The following is a 24,488-nucleotide window of genomic DNA, read 5'->3' on the forward strand; positions in this document are numbered from 1 at the left end:
TTAAAACGATTGAATTGGGGTTGGCTTAGCCCGGCACGACATTGATGTCGAGACAAATGCGCATGCGGCGGGCCAAGCATTTGCACCACCATACGTTTCGGCTAGTGTATGGCAAGAGTGTCAGCCGGGAGTAGAGTGGCGGTGGCGAAGGAAATCGAGCGGAAGTTTCTCGTGGCCGACCGGAGCTGGCGGGAAAATGCCAGGGACGCGGCCAAGCTTCGACAGGCTTATATCGCCTCCGGCCCCGACCGGTCTGTCAGGGTGCGCATCACCGCCAAGGGCAAGGCCAGGCTGACGATCAAGATTGGCGGCAGCGGTCTCGTCCGCGACGAGTTCGAATACGATATCCCCGTCGACGAGGCCGAAGAAATGATGGCGCTCGCCGTCGGCAATGTCATCGAAAAGACCCGGCACAAGGTGAAGTTCGGGGGATTCGTCTGGGAGATCGACGTCTTCGAAGGTGCCTATAAGGGCCTGGTGATGGCCGAGGTGGAGATGTCCTCGACCAAGGACGACCCTGAACTGCCCGCCTGGCTCGGGCGCGAGGTCACCGGCGACGCGCGCTATTCCAATCACTATCTCGCGGTGGAATCCGGCCCGGCGGAGCTGCTTCATGCCCTATCGCTTTAGGCCCGACCATCCGCTCGGCGATGAAGCCAGACGGGTTGCCAGAAGGCAGCTCGAAAAGGCCCGCGACCTGCTCGACCGGCAACCGGACGGCCTGCATGCGGCGATCCACCAGTCGCGCAAGGCGATCAAGCGCGTGCGCGCCCTCTACCGGCTGGTGGCGACAGACCGGAAACACTTTCACAAGAGCGAGAATGCCCGCCTGCGGGATGTCGCCAGCAGCCTTTCTGCGCTGCGCGACGCGGCGGCCTTCATCGAGACCCTGACAGCCCTGTGCCAGAAGGCGCTGAACGACGACGAGCGGCGCGCCATCAACACGGCGCTCCAGGCACTGGCGGAAAGACGCGACCACGTCGCGGGAGACGGCGGCGATGTGGCCGCCACGCTGGCCCACGCAATCGAGCAACTCGGTTCGGCGATCGCCGCACTCGACGGTTTCGACCTTCCGGCCAAGCCGAAAAAGGCCGCACGCCTGCTTGCCGATGGCTGGCAAGAGGCATTGGAGAAAGCCCGGGTCGCGCTTGAGAATTGCAGCGTCACGGCCGATGCCGAGGCCTTTCACGAGCTGCGCAAGGCGACCCAGACCTACTGGCGGCATCTGGCCCTTGTCGAGCCGGTCTGGCCCTCGGCGATTGCCGGAAAACGCACCACGGCCAAGACGCTCGCGGCCCTGCTCGGGCGCGACCACGATATCGCCATGCTCGCCTCTTTGCTCGACCGGGAACCCGAACTGGTTCGCGATGATCAGACCCTGTCGCACCTGCTCGGCGTCCTGATCCGCGAGCAGCAATCACTGCGCCGGGAAAGCCTTTGTCTGGCCGGAAAGCTGTTTGCCGACAGTCCACAGGAGGAGGCGGATATCATCGCCGCCCTCTGGCTTTCGGCGACCCACAGAAACAGCTGACTGTCACCTGTGGTCGGCCTATCATGCTGACATGATCTGTCAGCATATTTCCGCTATGCTTGCCCCATGAGCCGTTCGGTCCGCCTGCTCGATCTCCTGCAAATCCTGCGCCGCCATCGCCAGGCGGTGAGCGGACGCGTGCTTGCCGACGAGCTCGGCATATCCCTGCGCACGCTCTACCGCGACATTGCCGCGCTGCAGGCGCAAGGAGCCGATATCGAGGGCGAACCCGGCGTCGGCTACATGCTGCGCCCCGGCTACATGCTGCCACCGCTGATGTTCTCGATCGAGGAGATCGAGGCCCTGGCGCTCGGCTCGCTCTGGGTCGCCAGCCGCGCCGACAATGAGCTCAATGACGCCGCCCGCAATGCGCTCGCCAAGATCGAGGCGGTGCTGCCCGCCGACCTGAAGAACCACCTGCACAATTCCGGTCTGCTGGTGCCCCCCGGCCACGACAACGCCATGGATGCCATCGACGTCGCCCAGGTGCGGAAAGCGATCCGCGAGGAACGCAAGCTGACGATCAGCTATTCCGACGTCAACGGCGCCGCCACCGAACGGACGATCTGGCCGATCGCAATCGGCTATTTCGAAAAACAGCGGCTGATCATCGGCTGGTGCGAACTGCGCAACAACTTTCGCCATTTTCGCACCGACCGGGTGTTGCAGCTGAACGTCGGCGGACCCCGCTACCCCCGTCGGCGGCTACAGTTGTTGAAGGAATGGCGGGCACTCCGCGCGGAGGAAGGCCCCTACCAGCCTGTCAAGGTCGCCAGCTGACATACTGCCATTTTTTGGCAGTATGCCGCGCTACTCTCCTTCTGCCCCAACCCCGAAGGAGATCCTCATGAGACCCACTGCCTATATCCTGCTTTATGTCGCGGATACCCTTGCCAGCCTCGCCTTTTATGAGAAACGTCTCGGCCGAAAAGCCTTCGAGAGCTTTCCGACCTTTGCCAGCATTGGCCTCGGCGACGGCCTGACACTCGGCCTCTGGTCGGTGTCGAGTGTTGCACCCGATGTCACCCCGCCGGGCGGCAGCGAGATCGGGATCGTCCTTGACGCCCCTGACGCCGTCGACCGGACCTTCGCCGACTGGCAGGCCGACGGCGTCACGATCCTCCAGCAACCAACCGACATGGTCTTCGGCCGCACATTCCTGGCTGCCGATCCGGACGGCCATCGCATCCGGGTGTTTGCCGAAACGGCCGCCGCTTGACGATCGTCAATCCATTGTGTCGCAGGGCCTCGGCGGCACTTGCCGATTGCGAAAACCGGCATCTGGATGTATGTCCGCGCCCATGAGCGACAGTCTTTCCTCCCACCGTCACGAAGACGGCGGCGCCTTCTGCGTCGCCGCCCTCTATCACTTCGCCCGTTTCCCGCGCTTTGAAAGCTTCCGGGACGAACTCGACGCTGTGGCGCGCGACAACGGCGTGAAGGGTACGCTGCTGCTTGCCGCCGAGGGCATCAACGGCACGATTGCCGGCACCGATGCGGGCATCGAGAACGTTCTCGCCTTCCTGCGCGCCCAGCCGGAATTTGCCGGCCTGGTGCACAAGGAAAGCCGCGCGTCGAAAATGCCCTTCATCCGGATGAAGGTGCGGCTGAAGAAGGAGATCGTGACGATGGGCGTCGAGGGCATCGACCCCAACCGCATCGTCGGCACCTATGTCGAGCCGAAGGACTGGAACGCGCTGATCTCCGATCCCGAGACGATCGTCATCGACACTCGCAACGACTACGAGACGGCGATCGGCATCTTCAAAAACGCGGTCGATCCGAACACCAAGACCTTCCGCGAGTTCCCCGACTGGGTGAAGAACAATACCGGCCTCCATAACAAGCCGAAGATCGCCATGTACTGCACCGGCGGCATCCGCTGCGAGAAGGCGACCGCCTTCATGAAGGAACAGGGCTTCGACGAGGTCTACCACCTGAAGGGTGGTATCCTGAAATATCTGGAGGACGTGCCGGAAGAGGAAAGCCTGTGGGAAGGCGCCTGCTTTGTCTTCGACGAGCGCGTCTCCGTCACCCATGGCCTGGCCGAGGGCGAGCATACGCTCTGCCATGCCTGCCGCTATCCGCTGACGGCTAAGGACGTGACCTCGGAAAAATTCGAGGAAGGCGTGTCCTGCCCGCATTGCCATGACGGCCGCACGGAAGAGGATCGCAACCGTTACCGGGAGCGGCAGAAACAGATCGCGCTCGCCAGAAAACGTGGCGAGCGCCATATCGGCGGCTGAGCAAAGCCCAGCCAGTCAAGGTTGGCCGCGGGGCGGCGGCCCGGGACATTTGCCCCGGGACAACCGTGCCTCAGGCGATTTCGGTGACGAACTTGTCCTTCGGGCGGCGGACCTTTTTCAGCGGGGCGAGCCAGTCGCCTTCGCCGCGATAGCCGAGCGGCAGGATGCAGACCGACCTGAGGCCCTTGGCGCCAAGGCCGAGGATCTCATCGAACTTCTCCGGCTCGAAACCCTCCATCGGAGTGGCATCGACGCCTTCGAAGGCGGCCTGCGCGATCGCCATGCCGAAACCGATATAGGCCTGGCGGGCGGCGTGCTCGAAATTGGTCTGCGCATCCCGCGGCAGATACATGCCCTTCAGTCGGGCGTAATAGGCATCCAGCCCCTCGTTCGGGCCACCGCGCTCGGCATTGGTCTGCTCCAGCACCCCGTCGATCCGCTCTTCGGTGTAATTGTCCCAGGCCGCAAAGACGAGCACATGGGAGGCGTCCGTCAACTGGGCCTGGCCAAAGCCCGCCGCCTTTAGCTTTTCCTTAACCTGCGGATTGGTGACGACGATCACCTGGAAAGGCTGCAGGCCGCTGGAGGTCGGGGCAAGCCGCGCCGCTTCCAGGATACGCTCGACCTTGTCGGCCGCGACCGGCCTGGCCGGATCCATCTTCTTGGTGGCATAGCGCCAGTTCAGCTTTTCGAGCAGCATTTGCATGTCCTTTCCGGGGAGATGACGGGAGTCGCGAAACCGGATCTGAAAACCCGGTGCTCGGCACGTCCTAGATGTGGCCCCCTAGTTAGGGATCGATGCGCAGGACGCAAGAAGGCACATGCAGTATACCGCCCGTCGCCCGCACCACAGCGCCCCTGAGGGTCAGGTTTCGTCGCTGGTTAACGCGATGGCCGAGACGAATCGGCCGACAGCCTTCGACAGGTCGGCGCGCAGGTCCGGTGCGGCCAGCCGTACGGCGACCTCCTCTTCCGTCCGGCCGAGCAGCGGCACCCGCAGGAAAGCCTCCGCGCAGACGGCACCGGAAATGGTGTTCAGCACTTCGTGCAGGGCCTCGAGCGCCATGTCGCCGCGATGCGAGGCATGCACGATCATCATCGGCTTGCCCGGAATTTCCGACCGCGACACCAGCCAGTCGAGCGCATTCTTCAGGCCGCCCGGCAGCGCATGGGCGTATTCCGGCGTGCTGACGATCAGGCCGTCACTGGCGGCGATCTGTCCGGCAAATTCCAGAACGCTTGCCGACGTCGCCGCGCCCTCGTCATCGGGGTTGAAGATCGGAAGGGTGCCGATCAGGTCGCAGATCGCGATCTCCACGCCGGCAGGCGCATTATCCTGCAGGGCCCTCAGCAATGCCATGTTGGTCGACCGGGCGCGCAACGACCCGCTGACGGCATAGAGCTTGAAACTGCGGGTCATCGGAGCCTCTGAATGCCGATTCGGGTGGCCATTATCCCCCGGGGCTGCCACCGGCCTCCCCCCCCGTGAACCTCCGTCCACGAAAAAATGGCTCCCCCGAAGGAGAGCCATTTGCGATCCGTCGGGTCGGGCTAGTGTTACCAGGACGCGATGATCGCGCCCTTGTATTCCTCGTTGATGAAATTGCGGATCGCGGCGTCATGGTAGGAGGCGACCAGGGTCTTTACCCAGTCCTTGTCCTTGTCCTGGCTGCGCACGACGATGACGTTGGCATAGGGCGACTTGTCGCTCTCGATGGCGATGGCATCGGCGCGCGGGTTGAGGCCGGCTTCCATGGCATAGTTGGTGTTGATCACGGCCGCATCGACATCATCGAGGCTGCGCGGCAGCTGGGCGGCGTCGAGCTCGACGAAATTGATGTTCTTCGGGTTTTCCGTGACGTCGGCCGGACCGACCTTCAGGCCCGCATCCGGATTGACCTTGATCAGCCCCTTGCTCTGCAGCACCAGAAGCGCGCGACCGCCATTGGTCGGATCGTTCGGAACGGCGATGGTTGCGCCGTCCTTCAATTCGTCCAGCGACTTGATCTTCTTCGAGTAGACGCCCATCGGCGTGGTGATCGTGGTGCCGACGCTGACCAGATCGAAGCCGCGATCGGCGATCTGGTTGTCGAGATAGGGCTGGTGCTGGAACGAATTGGCATCGAGGTCGCCGTCGTTCAGCGCCTGGTTCGGCACCACATAGTCCGAGAATTCGACGATATCGATGTTCAGCCCCTTGGTCTTGGCGACCTCGGCGACCTTCTCCATGATCTTGGCGTGCTCGCCGGCGGTGACGCCGACCTTGATGTCCTGGGCCAGTGCCTGGGTCGCGAGAAGGGCTGTGGCCGCAGCGGCGATAAACAGTTTCCTCATGATGTTCTCTCCTTGGGTGTATTGTCTTGGTATTCGAAGATGTTGCGCCGGATCAGTCGCGGCGGCTGCGCTTGTCGAAGCGGCGGGCCAGCGCATCGCCGGCGCTCTGCACCAGCTGCACCAGCACGATCAGCACGACGACCACGGCCAGCATCACCTCCGGCATGAAGCGCTGATAGCCGTAGCGGATGCCGAGATCGCCGAGCCCGCCGCCGCCGACCGCCCCGACCATGGCCGAGTAGCCGATCAGGCTGACCAGCGTGAGGGTCAGGCCGAGCACGATGCCCGGCCGCGCCTCGGCGAGCAGGACCTTGGTGACAATCTGGAACGGCGTGGCACCCATGGCGCGCGCCGCCTCGATCAGCCCGGTGTCGACCTCGCGGATCGAGGCTTCGATCAGGCGCGCGATGAAGGGAATGGTGGCGATCGTCAGCGGCACGATGGCCGCCCAGGTGCCGATCGACGTGCCGGTTACCAGCCGCGTGAAGGGAATGATCGCAACGACAAGAATGATGAAGGGCGTCGAGCGCGTGGCATTGACGATCAGCCCGACGATCCGGTTGATAAGCGGCGCCTCGTAGAGTTCGCCCTTGCCGCTGGTCGCCAGAAAGACGCCCATGGGCAGGCCGATGACGCTGCCGATGAAACCGGCGACCACGACCATCTGGACGGTCTGCCAGAGTGCCTTGGTCAGAAGATGGATGAGCATGTCAGGCGCCATAGCCGAGCACCTCCGTTGTCAGGCCTGTCCGGGCATAAAAGGCTTCGGCACGCGAAAGCATGTCCGGCTCGGCCGGATAGGCGACCACCAGCGAGCCGAAGGGCTCACCGGCAATCTCGTCGATCGCGCCCGCCAGGATGTTGAGATCGGGGCCGATGGCCGCCGCCAGCTGTGCCGTCAGCGGCTTGAATGCCGTCTCGCCCATGAAGATCAGCCGCACGAAGGCGCGGTCGCCGGCGGACGGCGCGGGCTTCAGGTCGGAAGAGATCCAGTCCGGCAGCTTCACGCCCGATGCGGCCGACAGCAGGATCTTCGTCGTCTCCTGAACCGGACGGGTAAACACGTCGAAGGTGCGGCCGCTCTCGACGATCTTGCCCTTGTCGATCACCGCCACCTGCGAGGCGATGGTCTTGACCACCTCCATCTCGTGGGTGATCAGCAGAACGGTCAGGCCGAGATCGCGGTTGATCGATTTCAACAGTTCGAGAATCGACTGCGTCGTCTCCGGGTCGAGCGCCGAGGTCGCCTCGTCCGACAGCAGGAGCTTCGGTTCGGTGGCGAGCGCCCGGGCAATGCCGACGCGCTGTTTCTGCCCGCCGGAGAGTTCCGCCGGATAGCGCCGGGCACGGTCCGAGAGCCCGACGAGATCGACCAGCGACGTTACCCGCCTGTCGATCGACTGGCGATCGACCCCTGCAATCTCCAGCGGCAGCGCGACATTGTCATAGACGGTACGCGACGACAGAAGATTGAAGTGCTGGAAGATCATTCCGACCTGACGGCGAAGGCCTCTCAGCCCCGCGGCATCCAGCCCGCCGACATCGACGCCGTCGACGACGACCTTGCCGGCACTTGCCGTCTCCAGCCCGTTGACCAGCCGGATCAGCGTCGACTTGCCGGCCCCCGACCGACCTATAATCCCGGTGATCGCGCCCTTCGGCACGGCATAGTCGATACCGTCGAGCGCGATGAAGGCCGAGCGGCCGGAAGAGGCCGGGAATACCTTGGATACACCGTCGAAACGGACCATGGATTGTGCGGCATCGGATGGGGATGCGGTGATGTTGGTCATGGCGCGCTCCTGCCGGTAGCACGGGATGTCAGAGGGATGATCATGAAAGTCTCGCAGAGGAAAACCCGGTGCAACCGGGCAAAGATGGGGTGACCGACGACTAGAGCGATCGACACATTCGAAGGGCTTGGCGCCGCTTTACCATCTTTGCTTTCCTGTTTTCAAACCCCGGAGCCGCAGGCCAGCCATGCGCCTGTCGCTGCAGACTTATCGCACCTTGGCTGGCCAAAACCGAGCAAAGCCATTCCGGCTTTTTCGAGGATCGGGGAAATTCCTGCCGGATGTCGGTGAAGACGGCAGACCTCAGGGAGGCGGCATGGGAAAACCGTGACGCTCGGAAAGTGCCGCCAGGATCGCGTCCTTTTCGGCAAGGAAAGCATGCCCGGCATACGGTCCGGTCTGGTGCGGCGAGATGGCGCCATCGGCAAGCACCAGCACCGGCGAGGACTGCCGGAGGCGGTCTGGTCCAGGCGATCCGCCTGACGTCGAGCCGCGCGGCCAAAGCCGGAAACGGGCCAGCACGCCTTCCATCAGGGCACTGTGTCAGCAATAAAATTGCTGGCCGGGATAGGCCGGATCTTCGAATCCGGGTCCCAGCAGGAACAGGATATCACGGCGGATGGCCGGCTCAGCCACCGTGATTGCCCCGCGGAAATTCGCTGGCGAGCGCGCCATACCATTTGCCGCTTTTCTTCATCGTCCGTTCCTGGGTCTCGTAATCGACATAGACGAGGCCGAACCGCATCCTGTAGCCTTCCGCCCATTCAAAATTGTCCATCAGCGACCAGGCGAAATAGCCGCGCATCGGGATGCCTTCGGAGATCAGGTCGGCGACCATGCCCAGATGCTCGGCGTAGTAGTCGAGACGCGGCTGGTCGTCGATCTCGCCATCCGCCCCCGGCCCCATATTGTAGCAGGCGCCGTTTTCGGTGATGTAGCAGTCCGGCAGCTCGTAGCGCGCATAGAGGCGTTCCACCAGCGACTTCAGCGCCAGGGCATAGACCTCCCAGCCGATATCGGTCTTGACGTCCGCGACCGGCGGCGCATCGACGGCCGCCGGGAATTCGGCTCCCTCGGCCGGATCGTCGGCGACCCGCATCGGCGTGTAGTAGTTGAGCCCCCACCAGTCGAGTTTCTGCGAGATCACCTTCAGGTCGCCGTCCTCGACCTTCGGCATCCGGTCGCCGAGGGCCGAGAGAAACTCGGCCGGGTACGCGCCCTTGAAGATCGGATCGAAGAAGGCGCCGTTGTGGAACTGGTGGGCGCGCTCGGCGGCGGCCTGGTCGGCAGCGCTGTCGGAGCCTGCCAGGGTCTCATGCGCATTGAGCACGATGCCGACCGGCACCTGCGGGGCCACATCCCGAATCGCCTCGACGGAAAGGCCATGGGCGAGATTGGTGTAATGCATGGCGGCCAGCGCCGCGTCCATGCTGCGCTCGCCCGGCGCATGCACGCCGTAGAGATGGGACAGCCAGACCGAGCACCAGGGCTCGTTGAAGGTGGCGACCGCGTCCAGACGATCGCCGAGACGCTCCATCACCGTGCGGGTATAGCGCTGGAAGGCATGCGCGGTCGACCGCGCCGCCCAGCCGCCATCCCCCATCAGCGTCAGCGGCAGGTCCCAGTGGTAGAGGGTGGCAAACGCCTTGATGCCGCGCGCCTTCAGCCCGTCGACGAGGCGATCGTAGAAATCGAGTCCCGGCTCGTTGATCCGGCCGGTGCCGTCGGGAATGATGCGCGGCCAGGCGATCGAGAACCGGTAGGCGGAAACGCCCATCGCCTTGATCAGGTCGAGATCATCATCGAGCCGGTGGTAGTGATCGCAGGCGACATCGCCGTTATGCCCCTCGAAGACACGTCCCGGCATGTTGCAGAAGGCATCCCAGATCGACGGCTTGCGCCCGTCCTCCCTCGCCGCCCCTTCGATCTGGAAGGACGCGGTCGCGACCCCGAAGGTGAAGTCGCCGGGAAACCGGTCTGCGAATTCTTTGGGATCGATCATGGTACAGTCTCCACGTGCTTTTCTTGAGCCTTCCGGCATCACTGCAACCCCAAGCCGCATAGCAGCCCGGTGCAAACCCTCTACGACAAACCTGGGGAAGCGTGAAGGGCCGCCGCGGAAAAACTGTAACGTTGCAGGGATTCTACCCGATCTATCGAAACGGTGAGCGCGGCGAAGGCGCCGGACCAGGCATGCGCAGGCCCTTCATGGCCGAACGATATATTTCCTTTCAGAGAAGTCTGGTTACTGACGCACCACCACGTTGAACTCTCCCTTCTTGTGGGGGATCTGCGAGCAGGGATTTCGCCTACGTCCCGGCAGATGAGAACGGGGGCCAGCAAGGACCTTGCTCACGCCTGGCAAGCAAAATCTCAGTCCGGCGCTCGATTTTTCAAAATCATCGGCTGAGCACCCCCTTCGCTCGTTGCAGGCCAGAACTGCATCTCGTAGCGATCATCGCCCTCCAGTCCGTCGGCGCTAAGGCTCGACAGGCCAATCGACAGCCACCGGGCCCATAGCCAGCCGGCGGGTACGGTGAGATGCGTGGCTGTCGGCCAATAATCGTTGAGGCCGGCGATGACGACGTCGCCATGTGTCAGCAGGTGGCCGAGAACCGCATGATCGACCAGGTCATCGATCCCTTCCGGGTCGCGCTCATAGAGCGTCACGCGGACGGGGACGGGCATGTCTCGTTCGGTGGCGACCACCATCCAGCCCTTGCCGAGCGCCATGCGCGCGTCTAGCGCAGCCGCGTCCCATGCGACGGCGAAATCAGGCGCCGCCGCCGCATCGGCCACGACCACCTGATGATAGTCGGCCATCAGCGATCCATCGAAAAGGACAATCAAGCCTCACCTCTCTGACGATTGTCATCCACGGCCGCCCGGCCGCGGCACGGGAGAGCCATGGCGCGGTCGGGCGCACTTCACGGTCTTGGACGGAACAGCTCAGACGCTCACCCAGGCCCCGTCCTTCTTCGAACTCTCCACGCAAGCCGCGACGAAAGCCACCCCCTTCACGCCGTCATCGACGGTCGGATAGGTGACGGCCGGGTCAACAGGCGTGTCGCTCTGCCGTGCGCGGATCGCGGCGGCGGCCTCGGTGTAGATGGTGGCGAAGGCCTCGAGATAGCCTTCCGGATGGCCGCCCGGAATGCGGCTGACACGGGCGGCAGCGTGACCGGCACCGGCACCGTTGCGGGTGATCAGCCGCTTCGGCTCGCCGAACGGCGTGAACCAGAGGTGGTTCGGGTTCTCCTGCTCCCATTCCAGGCCGCCCTTGGCGCCATAGACCCTGAGCTTCAGCGCGTTCTCGTTGCCGGGGGCCACCTGGCTGCACCAGAGCATGCCCTTGGCGCCGCCCTCGAAGCGCATCATCACATGGCCGTTGTCGTCGACACGGCGCCCCTCGACGAAGCTGTCGAGATCGGCGGCCAGGCTCTTCAACGTCAGGCCGGAGACGAAGCTTGCGAGATTGTAGGCGTGCGTCCCGATATCGCCGGTCGCCCCGCCGGCGCCTGACTTTTCCGGGTCGGTGCGCCAGACCGCCTGCTTGGCACCCGTCAGTTCGGCGGCTTCCGTCAGCCAGTCCTGCGCATATTCCACCTGCACGACGCGAAGCGTACCAAGCTCGCCGCCGAGCACCATGTCGCGCGCCTGGCGGATCATCGGATAGCCGGTATAGTTGTGGGTCAGGATGAACAGTGCGTCCGCGCCATGGGCGACGCGTTGGAGCTGTTTAGCATCTTCCAGATTGGAGGTCAGCGGCTTGTCGCAGATCACATGGATGCCGCGCTCGAGAAAGGCCTTGGCGGCGGCAAAATGCACATGGTTCGGCGTGACGATCGAGACTGCCTCTATCCCGTCCTCGCGGGCCGCCTCCTTTTCCGCCATCTCTTCGAAGGAGCCATAGCAGCGGTCGGGATCGAGCCCCAGCTCGGCGCCGGAAGCCTTCGACTTCTCCGCGGTGGACGACAAGGCGCCCGCCACGAGTTCGAAATGATCGTCGATCCGCGAGGCCATGCGGTGCACGCCGCCGATGAAGGCGCCCTGCCCGCCGCCGACCATGCCGAGCCTGATCCGGCGCGGCCGCGCGCCCTCGTTCTTTCCTTCTATCGTCATCGTCTCAAATCCTCCGTCTTCAGCAATTTCGATGTGTCATCTGGATCCCGCCGCTTTCCGCGCCTATGCTGGCGCGCAATCGAACGGAAGGATGCCCTGACAGTGAACAATTAGACCTGCCTCTTTTCGAGGTCCCCGTGATTTCATCCGCGCCATCTTGTGCGCGCGATCCGTCGAATTCATGAAAGGTCTTCTGTCATGCCTTTGCTAGATCCCTCCGCCCTCTATCCCATCACTCTCCCCGACGGCACCGTCTACCGCGACACCGTGCATCTGAACCGTGCGATCGACCACCCCCGGATGGAGATCGGCGACTTCAGCTATTTCACTCATTCCGGCCCCGTGGAAGACACGGCCCAAATCCTCGCACCCTATCTCGGTCCCGGCTGCCGCGAGAAGCTGGTGATCGGAAAATTCGCCCAGATTGCCCGCGGCGGCTATTTCATCACGTCCTCTGCCAATCACCCGATGGGCGGCGCCACCACCTACCCGTTCCGCATCTTCCGGCTGGAGACGTTCGGCTATAACGACCTGCCGATCCGCGACACGGTTCTCGGACACGATGTCTGGCTCGGCCATGAGGCGGTCGTCATGCCCGGCGTCACCATCGGCCACGGCGCCATCATCGCCGCCCGCGCGGTGGTTGCCCGTGACGTGCCGCCCTATGCGGTGGTCGGCGGCAATCCGGCCCGCCTGATCCGCATGCGGTTTACCGAGGATCAGATCGCCGACCTCCTCGCCATCGCCTGGTGGGACTGGCCGGTCGAGGTGATCGAAGCCAATCTCGGGGCGCTGGAGCGGGGCGATATCGTGGCGTTGAGACGAGTCTAGGCGCATTGCCGTTTTCCCGTCTGCGGACGCGACACAAAGGTGCATGGCATTCCTCCCGAGGCTACCCCCCTCTGCCCTGCCGGGCAGAGGGGGGTAAGCCAGATCCACAGAACCTATCGATAGGCTAAATCAGAACCTCAAAGCCCCAGCATCCGCCGGTTCGCCGCCTCGTCGGTGCCACTGCCGGCGAAGTCGTCGAAGGCGCGCTCGGTCACACGGATGATATGGTGGCGGACGAAGTCGGCCCCCTCGCGCGCGCCGTCCTCGGGATGCTTCAGCGCGCATTCCCATTCGACCACGGCCCAGCCGTCGAAATCATTGGCCGCCATCTTGGAGAAGACCGCGCCGAAATCGACTTGGCCGTCGCCGAGCGACCGGAAGCGCCCGGCCCGGTCGACCCAGCCCTGGTAGCCGCCATAGACACCCTGGCGACCGGTCGGATTGAACTCCGCATCCTTGACGTGGAACATCCGGATCCGGTCCTTGTAGATGTCGATATTGTCGAGATAATCGAGGCATTGCAGCACGTAGTGCGAGGGATCGTAGAGCATGTTGGCGCGGGCATGGTTGCCCACCCGCTCGAGGAACATCTCGTAGGTCACCCCGTCATGCAGGTCCTCGCCCGGATGGATTTCGTAGCAGATGTCGACGCCCTGCTCGTCTGCATAGTCGAGGATCGGCCGCCAGCGCTTGGCAAGCTCGTCGAAGGCCGTCTCGACCAGGCCCGCCGGCCGCTGCGGCCAGGGATACATGAACGGCCATGCAAGCGCGCCGGAAAAGCTCGCCATCGCGCCGATGCCGAGATTGTTGGACGCCTTCAGCGCGAGCTTCACCTGCTCGACCGCCCAGGCCTGCCGCGCCTTCGGATTGCCGCGCACTTCCGGCACGGCAAAGCCGTCGAAGGCCTCATCATAAGCGGGGTGCACGGCGACCAGCTGCCCCTGCAGGTGGGTGGAGAGCTCCGTCACCTCGACGCCGTTCTCCCGCGCCTTGCCGGCGAATTCGTCACAGTAATCCTTCGATTCGGCGGCCTTCTTCAGGTCGATCAGCTGGCTTGCCCAGGTCGGCACCTGCACGCCCTCATAGCCCTTTTCGGCCGCCCATTTGGTGATCCCGTCCCAGCTGTCGAACGGCGCCGCATCGCCGGCAAACTGCCCGAGAAAAATGGCGGGCCCCTTGATCGTCTTCATGATGTTTCCTCCCTTGGCCTGACCGTCCTCGCGGCCAGCTAGTGTTTTGCGGTACGTACCGCAATTGGAGCAAGGCTATCGGCCTTCGACCGATCCGGCAACGCAAAATCGACCCGAACGTGAACGTTTACGGAGATTGCTCTCAGCGCAGGGTCTATCGCGGGCCTGAGGCCGGTCGCCCCGCCCCGACATGGCTGGTCGGGTCAGGCCCGACCATGACGACGACGCGTGGAGCCAAAGGTCGAACCCGGAATGCCTGCGAGACGTTGAAGGCACCCGGGTCCGACCCGAGTGCCTTCAGACTTGCAGTCCTCAGAAGGGCGAATCCGGGAAGTAGTAGTTCTCGGCATTCTCCTTGGTCACCAGCGTGGCATCCAGCGTATAGGTGCCCTTGACCGGAACCTGGTCGTAGAGGGCGGCTGCCGTCAGCTCCATCGCGGTACCGACCATCGACGGCGGGTAGAGCACGTCGACCGGAATCATCTTGTCGCCGTCCATGACCTTCTTGATCATGTCCTTGGAGCCCGCACCGGCCACCACATACTGGATGTCGGAGCGCCCGGCCTGCTCGATCGCCTGCAGCACGCCGACGGCCATGTCGTCGTCCTGGCACCAGACCACGTCGATCTTCTGGTATTTCGTCAGATAGTCCTGCATCACCTTGAAGGCGTCGTCACGGTTCCAGTTGCCGAACTGCCGGTCGAGGATTTCGACCTTGGAGCCTTCGATGCCCTTGTCGAAACCGTCCTGGCGCTGCTGGTCGATCGGAATCGGCAGGCCGCGGATGACCACCACCTTGGCGTCCGGCGTGTTCTCGGCGATGTATTTGCCGGCGACTTCGCCGAGTGCGGGATTGTTGCCCGCGACATAGAGGTCGCGCACGCTGTCGTCATTGGTGGACGGCGCCCGGTCGACGATCGAGACGAATGTCCCCTTGCTCTTGATCTCCTTCATCGCGTTGACCAGCGGATCCGGATCGGTCGGCAGGATCACCAGCGCGTCGATCCCCTGCACCTCGAGATCCTGCAGCGCGTTCGCCTGGGTCGCCGGGTCCGGCGAGGTCTTGACGATCACCTTCAGGTCCGGATGCTCCTTCATCAGCAGATCGGCGACGCGGTTGGCGTGGTAGACGACGCCGGCGGTCCAGCCGTGGTCGGCGGCCGGGATCGAAACCCCGATCGTCTTGGCATCGGCGGCGAGCGCGTGGCCCGCCAGCATGGTCGCGGCCAGCGCCGCCCCCATCAAGGTCTTCAGCATGTCAGTTCTCCTCCCAAGTCGTGCGGGGTCGCATGTGCAATTGGCCGGGGACCCCTCCCCTAAGACCGGCCGGTCACGATTTGCGCGCCAGCGAGCGCTGGACGAGCATCGCGATGATGATGATCGAGCCCTGGATGGCGCCGATCAGATATTCGCTGATGAAGTTGGACAGCAGCATGATGTTGCCGACCAGTTCGAGAATGAAGGCACCGCAGATCGTGCCCCAGACGCGGCCCGCCCCGCCCTTCAGCGCCGTGCCGCCGACGACGACTGCGGTGATCGCCTGCAGTTCCCACAGCATGCCGGTGGTGGCAGACGTCGAGCCGAGCCGCGGCACGTAAAGCAGCACCGCGATCGCGACGCAGAGCCCCTGGATGACGAAGGCGACCGTGCGCACCACGTCGACACGCACGCCGGAATAGCGGGCCACCTCGCGGTTGGAGCCGACCGCCGTCACATGCCGGCCGTAGCGGGTCCGGTAGAGAATGACGGAGGCGACGGCGGTGACCGCCAGGATCACCAGGATCGGCACAGGCACGCCGAACACCGTGCCGAAATAGGCAGGCCGGTAGAGCGACTGCAGTTCGGACGACCGGAGCGTGATCGCGCCGCCCTGGCTGAGCCAGGTGGTCAGGCCGCGATAGATGCCCATGGTGCCGAGCGTGGCGATGAAGGGCTCGATCTTGCCGACGGTGGTAATCAGCCCGTTCAGCAATCCGCAGGCAGCCCCGATCACCAGCGCCAGCAGCATGGCGGCGACCAGCATCAGCGCCGGATCGGTGATCACCCCGGAATTCATGAACAGGATCATCAGGCTGGCGACGAAAGCGACCATCGAGCCGACCGAGAGGTCGAGATCGCCCGACGAGATGACAAAGGTCGCGCCGACCGCGATGATGGCGATGAAGGCCGAGCGGGTCGCGACATTGGCAAGATTGGTGAGGCCGATGAAATTCGGATTGACCAGCGCGCCGACGATCAGCAGCAGGATCAGGGCGGCGAAGGGGGCGACCATGCGCAGGTCGACGTCGCGCCAGTTTCGTCCCCGCGTCCTCTCCTGCGGTTCGGTCTCGCTGTTCATGCTGCCATTTATGCTCATCTGCCGACTGTCCTTGCCCACATCCCTGCCCGCCGGATTCAAGTCCGCCGGCTCTTTGTCGTTCTGTCCGCCGCCCGACCCGAATGGGTCAGCCTGCCATCTGCTGCCGCTTGAGGCCCGCCGCATAGCGCATGATCACCTGTTCGGAGATCTCCTCGCCTTCCAGCATGCCGACCAGATGCCCCTCGCGCATCACCGCCACCCGGGTGGCAAGCCCGATCACCTCCGGCATCTCCGACGAGATGACGATGATCGACCGGCCTTCGCGGGCGAGTGCGGCAATGAAATGATAGATCTGCTGCTTGGTGCCGACATCGATGCCGCGGGTCGGCTCGTCGATGATGATGATCTGAGGTTCGGTTTCCATCACCTTGGCGAGCAGCAGCTTCTGCTGGTTGCCGCCCGACATGCGGCCGACCCGCACGCGATCATCGCGCACGCGGATATCGAACCGACGCTTGGCGCGCGCCATGGCCATCGCCTCGCTTTTCGGATCGAGATAGCCGTGCCGCACGTGACGGTCGATCGACTGCAGCGTCAGGTTCGGCGTCATGCCCTCGCCGAGCAGCAAGCCGCGGCCCTTGCGGTCCTTGGTGAGATACGCCAGCCCCGCCTTCGTCGCGGCGGTGAAGTCGCCGGAGGCTATCGCGGCGCCATTCGCCATCACGGTGCCGGAAGAGCGACCGACAAGGCCTGCGATCGCCTCCATCAGTTCGGTGCGCCCGGAGCCGATCAGGCCGGAAAAGCCGAGTACCTCGCCCTTCCTCAGGTCGAAGCTGACATCCTTGACATAGCCGGTCGACAATCCGGCGACCGACAGCACCACGGCCTCGTCGACATCGGGCTCGTGCTTGGCCGGATAGAGACTGGACAGTTCCCGCCCGACCATCAGCTGGGCGATCGCCTCGGCATCCAGCATCTCGGTCGGCGCCGTCTTGATCCATTGCCCGTCGCGCAGCACGGTGACGCGGTCCGACAGTTCCATGATCTCGTCGAGCTTGTGGCTGACGAAGACGAAGCTCGTGCCCGTGGCGCGCAGCTTGCGCACCTGGTCGAACAGGATGTCGGTTTCCTCGCGCGACAGCACCGCCGTCGGCTCGTCCATGAAGATCACCCGCGCGTCGCGGCTGATCGCCTTGGCGATCTCGACCATCTGCTTGTCGGCGACCGGCAGCGAGGAAATCAGTGCATTCTCGTCGATCCTGGCGCCCAGCACGTCGAGCACCCGGCGGGTCTCGGCGCGCATTGCCTTGCGGTCGAGCAGGCCGAAACGGGTGATCTCGCGGCCGAGAAACAGGCTCTCGGTCACGGTCAGGTGGTCGGCCAGATTGAATTCCTGGTGGATGAGGATGATGCCGAGCGCCTCCGCGGCACTGTTGGCCGGCAGATGGATCGGCCTGCCGTTAAACAGGATGCGGCCGGCGGTCGGCGCTTCGAAACCGGAGAGAATCTTGACCAGGGTCGACTTGCCGGCACCGTTTTCGCCGACCAGTGCATGCACTTCGCCCGGACGAACGTCGAAATCGACGCTGAACAGCACCTGCACGTCGCTGAAGCTCTTGGAAATCCGCTCGGCCACAAGCACGGGGGCTTGCGCCGGTTCCCCGGTCACTGTCATGATCCCTCCCTCAAGCAGCTCCTCAACCGCCTGTCCGCCACTATGTAAACCTTTACACCAGGTATGTAAAGGTTTACATCTTGATGAAAGCTGGGGATTTCCAAGGGGTGTCCGGCTATCGCTCCGACCGATCACGCCCTACAGTCCGACCGGCCCGGAAGACGGATCGTGCATGGCGGATGACCGCCCTGCCGCAACGGCATCCGGCGAGAAACCGTCAATCAGGGAAGCGGGGCCACCACCGCCGTGTCGATCCAGCCCTCCGCCACCATCGAAGATGTTGCACGCCTCGCCGAGGTGTCGATCGCGACGGTATCGCGGGCGATCCACACGCCCGACAAGGTGGCGAAATCGACGCGCCAGCGGGTCAACCAGGCGATCGCGATCACCGGCTACACCACCAATGCGATGGCCCGTTCGCTGCGCATGGGCCGCTCCAACATGATCCTGGTGCTGGCGCCCGATATCGGCGACCCGAATTTCTCCTCGATCCTGATCGGGCTGGAGAACGAGGCGCGCGCCGCCGGATACGGCGTCCTGATCGGCCATACCCAGAACGACCCGGAGCGTGGGCTCGAATACCTGAAATTCCTGAATTCCAACCAGGCGGCCGGCCTCGTGCTGTTTACCGGCCACGAACCGTTCGGCCATCAGGAGATGACCGCCCGCCTGCCGCCATCCGTCGCCGTCTTCGAGCCGGTCTTCGGCGCGCGCACCTCCTATGTCGGGGTGGACGACACGGCCGGCGCCCGCAAGGCCGCCGAATATCTGCTGGCATCCGGCCACAAGCGCATCGCCTTCATCGGTGAAGCGAAAACCCGTCTCGGCCACACCCGAAGGCGCAAGGGCTACGACCTTGCCTTGGACGCGGCCCGCATTCCGGCCAGCAGCCGGATGGTGATCGACGGCGACGGAACGATCGAGAGCGGCCGGCTGGCGCTGGAGCAGCTCTTCATGCGCGACACGCTGCCGACCGCCTTCATGTGCGTCAACGACGCAACCGCAATTGGCGTGATCAACGGCCTGTCGGCCCGCGGCTACGATCTGCCGCGCGATTTCTCCGTCATCGGCTTCGACGACGTGCCGCAGGCGACCTTTCTCAACCCGGCACTGACGACCGTGCGCCAGCCCCGCTCGGCAATCGGTCGCCAGGCGATGGCGCTGCTGATCGCGCAGCTCGGCAACGGTCTTGCCGAGTCGAAGGAGATCCTGATCATGCCGGATCTCGTCGTGCGCGGCTCGGTGACGGCGCCGGGCAAGAAATAGATGTACGGCTGCCGAAATATCTTTTCATTTCCCATACGATCATATCAAGCTCGGCCAGCTTCCAGCGAGCGACCTCAGGGGCAGAAGTCCTCAGGGCCAGACAGGCGCGCCGTCCAGGCCGGCGGTTTCGGGGAGGCCGCAGATCAGGTTCGCATTCTGCAACGCTTGGCCAGCCGCCCCCTTCCCGAGATTGTCGACGACGCCCATCGCGATCACAAGATTACGTGCCGGATCAGCGGCATAGCTGACGAATGCCAGATTCGAGCCCGTGGCCCATTTGGTCTGCGGCGGATTGTCCGTGACGCGAACGAATGCGCGTTCGAAATAGAAGCGCCGCGCCGCGTCCAGACACTGGTCGGTCGTGGCGCTGCCGCGGCAATAGATGGTAACGAGTACGCCGCGGGTCATCGGCACAAGGTGCGGCGTAAAGACTAACCCAGCCACACTGGCACCACCAAGCCGCGCGATCGTCTTGGCCATCTCAGGCATGTGAACATGCTTGAGCAAACCGTAGGGCTGTAGGTTCTCATTGCTCTCGGCGTAGCCGAACTTGCTGTCTGCGCCGCCGCGCCCGGCACCGGAAACGCCGGTCTTCGCGTCAATCACGATATTGCCGGGTTCAATGAGGTTGTTGACGAGCAGTGGCGCCAGAGCGGTAAGGGTTGCAGCTGGAAAGCAACCGGGATTGGCGATCCGGGCCTGGCCCTTGATTTGGTCTGGCCAGATGTCCGCCAAGCCGTAGGTCCAACCTTCGGCATAGCGGTGGTCGCCGCCGATATCGACAATCTTGATATCCTTGGAAACACGCGCAAGCGCTTCGGCAGAGGCACCCGTGGGCAACGATGCAAACAACACGTCAAGCTTCGGAAGACTTGCCGGATCCCACTTCTCAATCACCAGCCCGGCGAGCTTTTGCGGCACCCCGGGGAAGCGGTCCAACAAACGGCTGCCGGCACTCCCCTCCCCCGCGGCGTAGACGAGGTCGAAATGCGGATGGTTTGCGATCAGGCGCATGGCCTCGCCGCCACCAAACCCGCTGATCCCGACAATCCCGACGCGCATGCTCATGATCGTGCCCCAATGCTGATCCGCCCGCAGACAGTGAGCCACCGCGCGCTATTGGCGAGGTGGCTCAGCCCGCAACCGGCGTTGGTTATCAGCATGCGAATTGCCCAGACCGCCGATAATGTCAAGAGATCCGGCCTCGTTCCGTTCAGGGAGCGCGGATATCTGCAATCTTCGCGATCACCGAACCTGCTGGCGGTACCTCCTCACCTAGATCGACTGGTCTGCATCGGCCCCTGACCTCAGATGTAAACTTCCATCAAGTGCCTCACGCCGCCTTGGCTATGCCGTCGAGCTCGGCGATCACATCCGCCGAAAGGTCGATATCGGCAACGGCGAGGTTTTCCCGGAGATGCCCGCGCGACGACGTGCCGGGGATCAGCAGGATATTGCCGGACCGCTTCAGCAGCCAGGCAAGCGCCACCTGCATCGGCGTATGGCCGAGCCGCTCCGCAACTGCCGAGAGTGTCGAGGACTGCAGCGGAGAGAAGCCGCCGAGCGGGAAGAACGGCACATAAGCAGTGCCTTCGGCCGCCAGTTGGTCGATCAGCGCGTCGTCGCCGCGATGCGCCAGGTTATATTGGTTCTGCACGCAGACGATATCGGTGATCTTGCGCCCGTCGGCGACCTGCCTGGCGGTCACGTTGGACAGCCCGATATGCTTGACCAGGCCCTGGCGCTGCAGGTCTGCCAGCACGGTGAGCGGCTCCTCGAGCGAGCCCTCGGCCGGGCCATGGATGTCGAACATGGCGCGCAGGTTGACGACGTCGAGCGCGTCGAGGCCGAGATTCGTCAGGTTGTCATGCACCGCCTTGGTCAGCGCTTCCTTCGAGAAGGCCGGATTCCAGGAGGCGTCCTCACCGCGTGTCGCGCCGATCTTGGTGACGATCACCAGATCGTCCTTGTAGGGATGCAGTGCTTCCTTAATGATCTGGTTGGTGATATGCGGACCGTAGAAGTCGCTGGTGTCGATGTGGTTGACGCCGCTTTCGACCGCCTCGCGCAGGACGGCGACCGCTTCCGCGCGATCCTTCGGCGGGCCGAAGACACCCGGACCTGCCAGCTGCATGGCGCCATAGCCGAGACGCTTTACGTTAAGGTCGCCGAGGGCGAAGGTGCCGGTCTTTTCGAGATTGGCCATGATCTGTTCTCCATTGTTTGATCTGAACTGAACATAGGGTGGTTTCGGCCTCCCGAAAACCGGCTATAATCCGCACGGGCTGTCCGGATTTTCGGACAGTGGTGAGGGAGATGGATCGATGCGCGACAGGCCGGAGATGAGCGATGTCAGCGCCTTCCTCGCAGTGGCGAGGGCCGGCGGTTTCCGCGAGGCGGCGCGCACCAGCAGCAGCAGTTCCTCGGCGCTCAGCGACGCGGTACGGCGGCTGGAGGCCCGGCTCGGCGTGCGCCTGCTCAACCGCACCACCCGCGCCGTGGTGCCGACCGAGGCCGGTCGCGGCCTGATGGAACGCGTGAGCCCTGCCTTCGGCGAGATCGACGCGGCGCTGGAGCATGTGATGAGTTTTCGCGGCCGCGCGGCCGGCACGCTGAGGCTGAACGTGCCGGCCAGCGCCAGCCGGCTGGTGCTGCCGGCCATCGTGCCGCGCTTCCTGGCGGCCTATCCCGATATCCGGCTCGAGGTCGATACCGACGAGAGCCTGATCGACGTGATCGCCGCCGGCTACGATGCCGGCATCCGCTATGACGAGAGGCTGGCGCAGGACATGATCGCGGTGCCGATCGGGCCTCGCGTCCAGCGCTTCGCCTTTGGTGCCGCGCCGGCCTATCTCGACAAACACGGCCGGCCGGAGCATCCGCGCGACCTGCTGTCCCATAACTGCATCCGCAGCCGCTTTGCCGGGCGCTCGGTCATGGCCTGGGAGTTCGAACGCGATGGCGAGGAGGTCATCGTCGAGCCGCAGGGGCAGCTGGTGGTCCAGGCCGGCGACGGCTCCGAGCTCGGCATTGCCGCGGCGGTGGCCGGCAGCGGCATCATGGCGCTGTTCGAGGACTGGCTGCAACCGCATTTCGACAGCGGCGCGCTGGAACCGGTGCTGCAGCCCTGGTGGCTCGGTTTTCCCGGCCCGTTTCTGTATTATCCAGGCCGCCGCCTGCAGCCCGCGCCGCTGCGCGCCTTCATCGACTTCATCAAGGCACATGCGGCCGAGCGCTGATCAGCGCTTTCCGGCGCGGCGCATCGGCATGCTGTCGACGAGATCGAACAGCGCGTCATCCGCGACCACCTCGAAGCTCCTGAGCTTGATGCCGCCATCCTTGCCGACGAGCACGGCTTCGAAGGCATCACCGCCGACCATGGCCTCCGCCTTCAGGGCTTGCCAATCGATGCCGGCGCCGTCGCCGTGCAGAGAGCGCAGCCTGCCGTCGCCCACCGCAAGCACCACCATGTCGCGATCGGCCAGCGCCGCTTTTCGCGTCTCCAGCTCGGCAATCTGCTGCACGAGCTTCGGATCGTCGCTCCTGGCAAAAAGTACGAGGACCCGATTTTTCCAGGTATATCTCGATAGACTGTCCATGGCCCACGCTCCGTTCACGGAAAGGAAAAGGGCAGCGATGGTGATGAGTAGCGTCTTCATCCGCGGTTCCCCTCTCGGTCTCAGAGGTGGCAACGAATGACGGCACCCTTGGTTCGGGCTCTCACGCCTCTGTGAAGCTACGGTGCGAATGCCAGGACGGCATAAAGGCCTTCTCCCCGGCAGGCGGGGAGAAGGCTGTTCATGGGTAATCGGCCGCCAGCGGTCAGACGTAGCGGTTGACCACGTTCTCCAGATATTCCTGGCGGCCCGATTTCGGCTCAGGGTTGATGTTGTCCCGCTCGACCTTTTCGGCGATCTCCGACAGCGAATATTCGCCGCGCAGCATCTTCTGGGCCTCCGGCACGTTCCAACCGGCATAGCGCTCGTCGAGCGGCTTCTGCAGGGCGCCGTCCTCGACCATCTTCGCGGCGGCCTTGAGGCCACGCGCGCAGCAGTCCATGCCGCCGATATGGCCGATCAGCAGGTCTTCCGGATCGATCGACTGGCGGCGCAGCTTGGCGTCGAAATTGGTACCGCCGGTGGTGAAGCCGCCCGCCTTCAGTACCTGGTAATAGGCAAGCGTCATTTCCGGCACGTTGTTGGGGAACTGGTCGGTATCCCAGCCGGACTGATAGTCGTTACGGTTCATGTCGATCGAGCCGAAAATGCCGAGCGCCGCGGCGAGCGCCAGCTCGTGCTCGAAGGTGTGCCCGGCCAGGATCGCATGGCCCTGCTCGATGTTCATCTTCACTTCGTTCTCGAGGCCGTAGCGCTTGAGGAAGCCGTAGACGGTCGCAACATCGTAATCGTACTGGTGCTTGGTCGGCTCCTGCGGCTTCGGCTCGACCAGGATCTGGCCCTTGAAGCCGATCTTGTGCTTGTAGTCGACGACCATGGTCAGCATCCGCGCCATCTGGTCGAATTCGCGCGAGAGATCGGTGTTGAGCAGGGTCTCGTATCCCTCGCGGCCGCCCCACAGCACGTAGTTCTCGCCGCCGAGCTTCATCGTCGCGTCCATGCAGGTCTTGATGGTCGCGGCCGAATAGGCAAACACGTCCGGATCCGGATTGGTCGAGGCACCCGACATGAAGCGGCGGTTGGAGAACAGGTTGGCCGTGCCCCAGAGCAGCTTGACGCCGGTCTCTTCCTGCTTGCCCGAAAAGTAGTCGACGATCTCCTCGAGGTTCTTCGTATTCTCGGCGAAGGTCTTGCCCTCGGGGCGCACATCGGCGTCGTGGAAGCAGTAATAGGGCGCACCCAGCAGCTGGAACATCTCGAAGGCGACATCGGCCTTCAGCTTGGCCTTGTCCATCTCGCCGTCATACCAGGGCCGGTCGAAGGTGCGCCCGCCAAAGGGATCGCCGCCCTCCCAGGCGAAGGAATGCCAATAGGCGACGGCAAAGCGCAGATGATCCTCCATCCGCTTGCCCATGACCATCTCGTCGGGATTGTAGAAGCGATAGGCCAGCGGATTGGTGCTGTCCGGACCTTCGTATTGGACCTTTTGGATATTGCCGAAAAAGCCTGTGCTCATGAAAGGTTTCCTCCTGTTGAAATGATGAGATTGTCCGACCGACACAGGGTCTTACCCCCCCTCGGTTC

Annotated in this window: 24 protein-coding genes and 1 pseudogene; 8 read left to right on the forward strand and 17 right to left on the reverse strand. The window is 63.9% G+C overall.

All coding sequences use genetic code 11. The features are described from left to right. The first annotated feature begins 141 nt into the window (after positions 1–141). The 5 genes from J2Z17_RS02075 (at position 142) to trhO (ending at position 3,777) form a co-directional block, all read left to right on the forward strand. A complete protein-coding gene (locus J2Z17_RS02075) occupies positions 142–630 on the forward strand; it encodes a CYTH domain-containing protein (protein ID WP_209941766.1) in 489 nt (162 codons plus the stop codon). Further along, entirely contained in the window at positions 614–1,531 is a 918-nt protein-coding gene (locus tag J2Z17_RS02080) for a CHAD domain-containing protein (protein ID WP_209941767.1), read from the forward strand. Before J2Z17_RS02075 ends, J2Z17_RS02080 begins: the two co-directional genes overlap by 17 nt. Positions 1,532–1,597: 66 nt before the next feature. Continuing rightward, positions 1,598–2,311, forward strand: a complete 714-nt coding sequence (locus J2Z17_RS02085) for a helix-turn-helix transcriptional regulator (protein WP_209941768.1) — start codon at positions 1,598–1,600, stop codon at positions 2,309–2,311. 67 nt (positions 2,312–2,378) lie between these two features. Further along, positions 2,379–2,750 carry a VOC family protein gene (locus J2Z17_RS02090; RefSeq protein WP_209941769.1) on the forward strand — a complete coding sequence of 124 codons (372 nt, stop codon included), beginning with the start codon at positions 2,379–2,381 and terminating at the stop codon, positions 2,748–2,750. 82 nt (positions 2,751–2,832) lie between these two features. After that, positions 2,833–3,777, forward strand: coding sequence for an oxygen-dependent tRNA uridine(34) hydroxylase TrhO (gene trhO, locus J2Z17_RS02095; RefSeq protein WP_209941770.1), 945 nt, complete (start codon positions 2,833–2,835; stop codon positions 3,775–3,777). A 70-nt stretch (positions 3,778–3,847) separates the two neighbouring features. On the opposite strand, the gene J2Z17_RS02100 is transcribed toward trhO, so the two are convergent. From J2Z17_RS02100 to J2Z17_RS02140, 9 genes and pseudogenes are all read right to left on the reverse strand, one after another. Further along, entirely contained in the window at positions 3,848–4,477 is a 630-nt protein-coding gene (locus J2Z17_RS02100) for an NAD(P)H-dependent oxidoreductase (RefSeq protein WP_209941771.1), read from the reverse strand. Positions 4,478–4,642: 165 nt separating this feature from the next. Beyond that, positions 4,643–5,197, reverse strand: a complete 555-nt coding sequence (locus tag J2Z17_RS02105; protein ID WP_209941772.1) for an NADPH-dependent FMN reductase — start codon at positions 5,195–5,197, stop codon at positions 4,643–4,645. Positions 5,198–5,334: 137 nt separating this feature from the next. Beyond that, entirely contained in the window at positions 5,335–6,111 is a 777-nt protein-coding gene (locus tag J2Z17_RS02110; protein WP_209941774.1) for a MetQ/NlpA family ABC transporter substrate-binding protein, read from the reverse strand. A 52-nt stretch (positions 6,112–6,163) separates the two neighbouring features. Beyond that, positions 6,164–6,832 (reverse strand): methionine ABC transporter permease, encoded by a 669-nt coding sequence (locus J2Z17_RS02115; RefSeq protein WP_209941776.1) that lies wholly within the window; start codon positions 6,830–6,832, stop codon positions 6,164–6,166. Then, on the reverse strand, positions 6,822–7,904 hold the full coding sequence (locus J2Z17_RS02120; RefSeq protein ID WP_377299927.1) for a methionine ABC transporter ATP-binding protein: 1,083 nt from the start codon (positions 7,902–7,904) through the stop codon (positions 6,822–6,824). Before J2Z17_RS02120 ends, J2Z17_RS02115 begins: the two co-directional genes overlap by 11 nt. A gap of 303 nt (positions 7,905–8,207) precedes the next feature. Beyond that, a pseudogene (locus J2Z17_RS02125) lies at positions 8,208–8,579 on the reverse strand (DUF3088 family protein). Continuing rightward, on the reverse strand, positions 8,533–9,906 hold the full coding sequence (locus tag J2Z17_RS02130; RefSeq protein WP_209941777.1) for a GH1 family beta-glucosidase: 1,374 nt from the start codon (positions 9,904–9,906) through the stop codon (positions 8,533–8,535). Before J2Z17_RS02130 ends, J2Z17_RS02125 begins: the two are co-directional and overlap by 47 nt. A 371-nt stretch (positions 9,907–10,277) precedes the next feature. Next, a complete protein-coding gene (locus J2Z17_RS02135; RefSeq protein WP_209941778.1) occupies positions 10,278–10,727 on the reverse strand; it encodes a hypothetical protein in 450 nt (149 codons plus the stop codon). A gap of 126 nt (positions 10,728–10,853) precedes the next feature. Continuing rightward, the gene (locus J2Z17_RS02140; protein WP_209941779.1) at positions 10,854–12,026 is read right to left on the reverse strand and encodes a Gfo/Idh/MocA family protein; all 1,173 of its coding nucleotides are present in this window, start codon (positions 12,024–12,026) and stop codon (positions 10,854–10,856) included. Positions 12,027–12,224: 198 nt separating this feature from the next. Between J2Z17_RS02140 and J2Z17_RS02145 the strand changes: the two genes are divergently transcribed. Next, the gene (locus J2Z17_RS02145; RefSeq protein WP_209941780.1) at positions 12,225–12,857 is read left to right on the forward strand and encodes a CatB-related O-acetyltransferase; all 633 of its coding nucleotides are present in this window, start codon (positions 12,225–12,227) and stop codon (positions 12,855–12,857) included. A gap of 137 nt (positions 12,858–12,994) precedes the next feature. Here J2Z17_RS02145 and J2Z17_RS02150 read toward each other — a convergent pair whose 3' ends face one another. The 4 genes from J2Z17_RS02150 to J2Z17_RS02165 form a co-directional block, all read right to left on the reverse strand. Continuing rightward, positions 12,995–14,047, reverse strand: a complete 1,053-nt coding sequence (locus J2Z17_RS02150; protein WP_209941781.1) for a sugar phosphate isomerase/epimerase family protein — start codon at positions 14,045–14,047, stop codon at positions 12,995–12,997. A 312-nt stretch (positions 14,048–14,359) separates the two neighbouring features. After that, on the reverse strand, positions 14,360–15,289 hold the full coding sequence (locus J2Z17_RS02155; RefSeq protein WP_377299950.1) for a substrate-binding domain-containing protein: 930 nt from the start codon (positions 15,287–15,289) through the stop codon (positions 14,360–14,362). Between the two features lie 88 nt (positions 15,290–15,377). Then, the gene (locus J2Z17_RS02160; RefSeq protein ID WP_209942203.1) at positions 15,378–16,385 is read right to left on the reverse strand and encodes an ABC transporter permease; all 1,008 of its coding nucleotides are present in this window, start codon (positions 16,383–16,385) and stop codon (positions 15,378–15,380) included. Positions 16,386–16,491: 106 nt separating this feature from the next. Next, positions 16,492–18,021 carry a sugar ABC transporter ATP-binding protein gene (locus J2Z17_RS02165; RefSeq protein ID WP_209941783.1) on the reverse strand — a complete coding sequence of 510 codons (1,530 nt, stop codon included), beginning with the start codon at positions 18,019–18,021 and terminating at the stop codon, positions 16,492–16,494. 246 nt (positions 18,022–18,267) lie between these two features. Here J2Z17_RS02165 and J2Z17_RS02170 point away from each other — a divergent pair, with 246 nt between their 5' ends. Further along, positions 18,268–19,287, forward strand: coding sequence for a LacI family DNA-binding transcriptional regulator (locus J2Z17_RS02170; protein WP_209941785.1), 1,020 nt, complete (start codon positions 18,268–18,270; stop codon positions 19,285–19,287). Positions 19,288–19,377: 90 nt separating this feature from the next. Here the strand turns inward: J2Z17_RS02170 and argC are convergent, their stop codons facing one another. Both argC and J2Z17_RS02180 read right to left on the reverse strand, forming a co-directional pair. Then, positions 19,378–20,355 carry an N-acetyl-gamma-glutamyl-phosphate reductase gene (argC, locus tag J2Z17_RS02175; RefSeq protein ID WP_209941788.1) on the reverse strand — a complete coding sequence of 326 codons (978 nt, stop codon included), beginning with the start codon at positions 20,353–20,355 and terminating at the stop codon, positions 19,378–19,380. 265 nt (positions 20,356–20,620) lie between these two features. Further along, the gene (locus tag J2Z17_RS02180; RefSeq protein ID WP_209941790.1) at positions 20,621–21,493 is read right to left on the reverse strand and encodes an aldo/keto reductase family oxidoreductase; all 873 of its coding nucleotides are present in this window, start codon (positions 21,491–21,493) and stop codon (positions 20,621–20,623) included. A gap of 118 nt (positions 21,494–21,611) precedes the next feature. Between J2Z17_RS02180 and J2Z17_RS02185 the strand changes: the two genes are divergently transcribed. Continuing rightward, a complete protein-coding gene (locus tag J2Z17_RS02185) occupies positions 21,612–22,526 on the forward strand; it encodes a LysR family transcriptional regulator (RefSeq protein ID WP_245223803.1) in 915 nt (304 codons plus the stop codon). On the opposite strand, the gene J2Z17_RS02190 is transcribed toward J2Z17_RS02185, so the two are convergent. Both J2Z17_RS02190 and xylA read right to left on the reverse strand, forming a co-directional pair. Next, complete coding sequence (locus tag J2Z17_RS02190; protein WP_209941792.1) at positions 22,527–22,886, reverse strand: DUF4174 domain-containing protein; 360 nt, start codon at positions 22,884–22,886, stop codon at positions 22,527–22,529. It abuts the gene before it with no gap. 223 nt (positions 22,887–23,109) lie between these two features. Further along, positions 23,110–24,420 carry a xylose isomerase gene (xylA, locus tag J2Z17_RS02195; RefSeq protein WP_209941794.1) on the reverse strand — a complete coding sequence of 437 codons (1,311 nt, stop codon included), beginning with the start codon at positions 24,418–24,420 and terminating at the stop codon, positions 23,110–23,112. Positions 24,421–24,488: the final 68 nt, after the last annotated feature.

The sequence above is a fragment of the Heterorhizobium halophytocola genome (assembly GCF_017873095.1).
GTDB lineage: Bacteria > Pseudomonadota > Alphaproteobacteria > Rhizobiales > Rhizobiaceae > Allorhizobium > Allorhizobium halophytocola.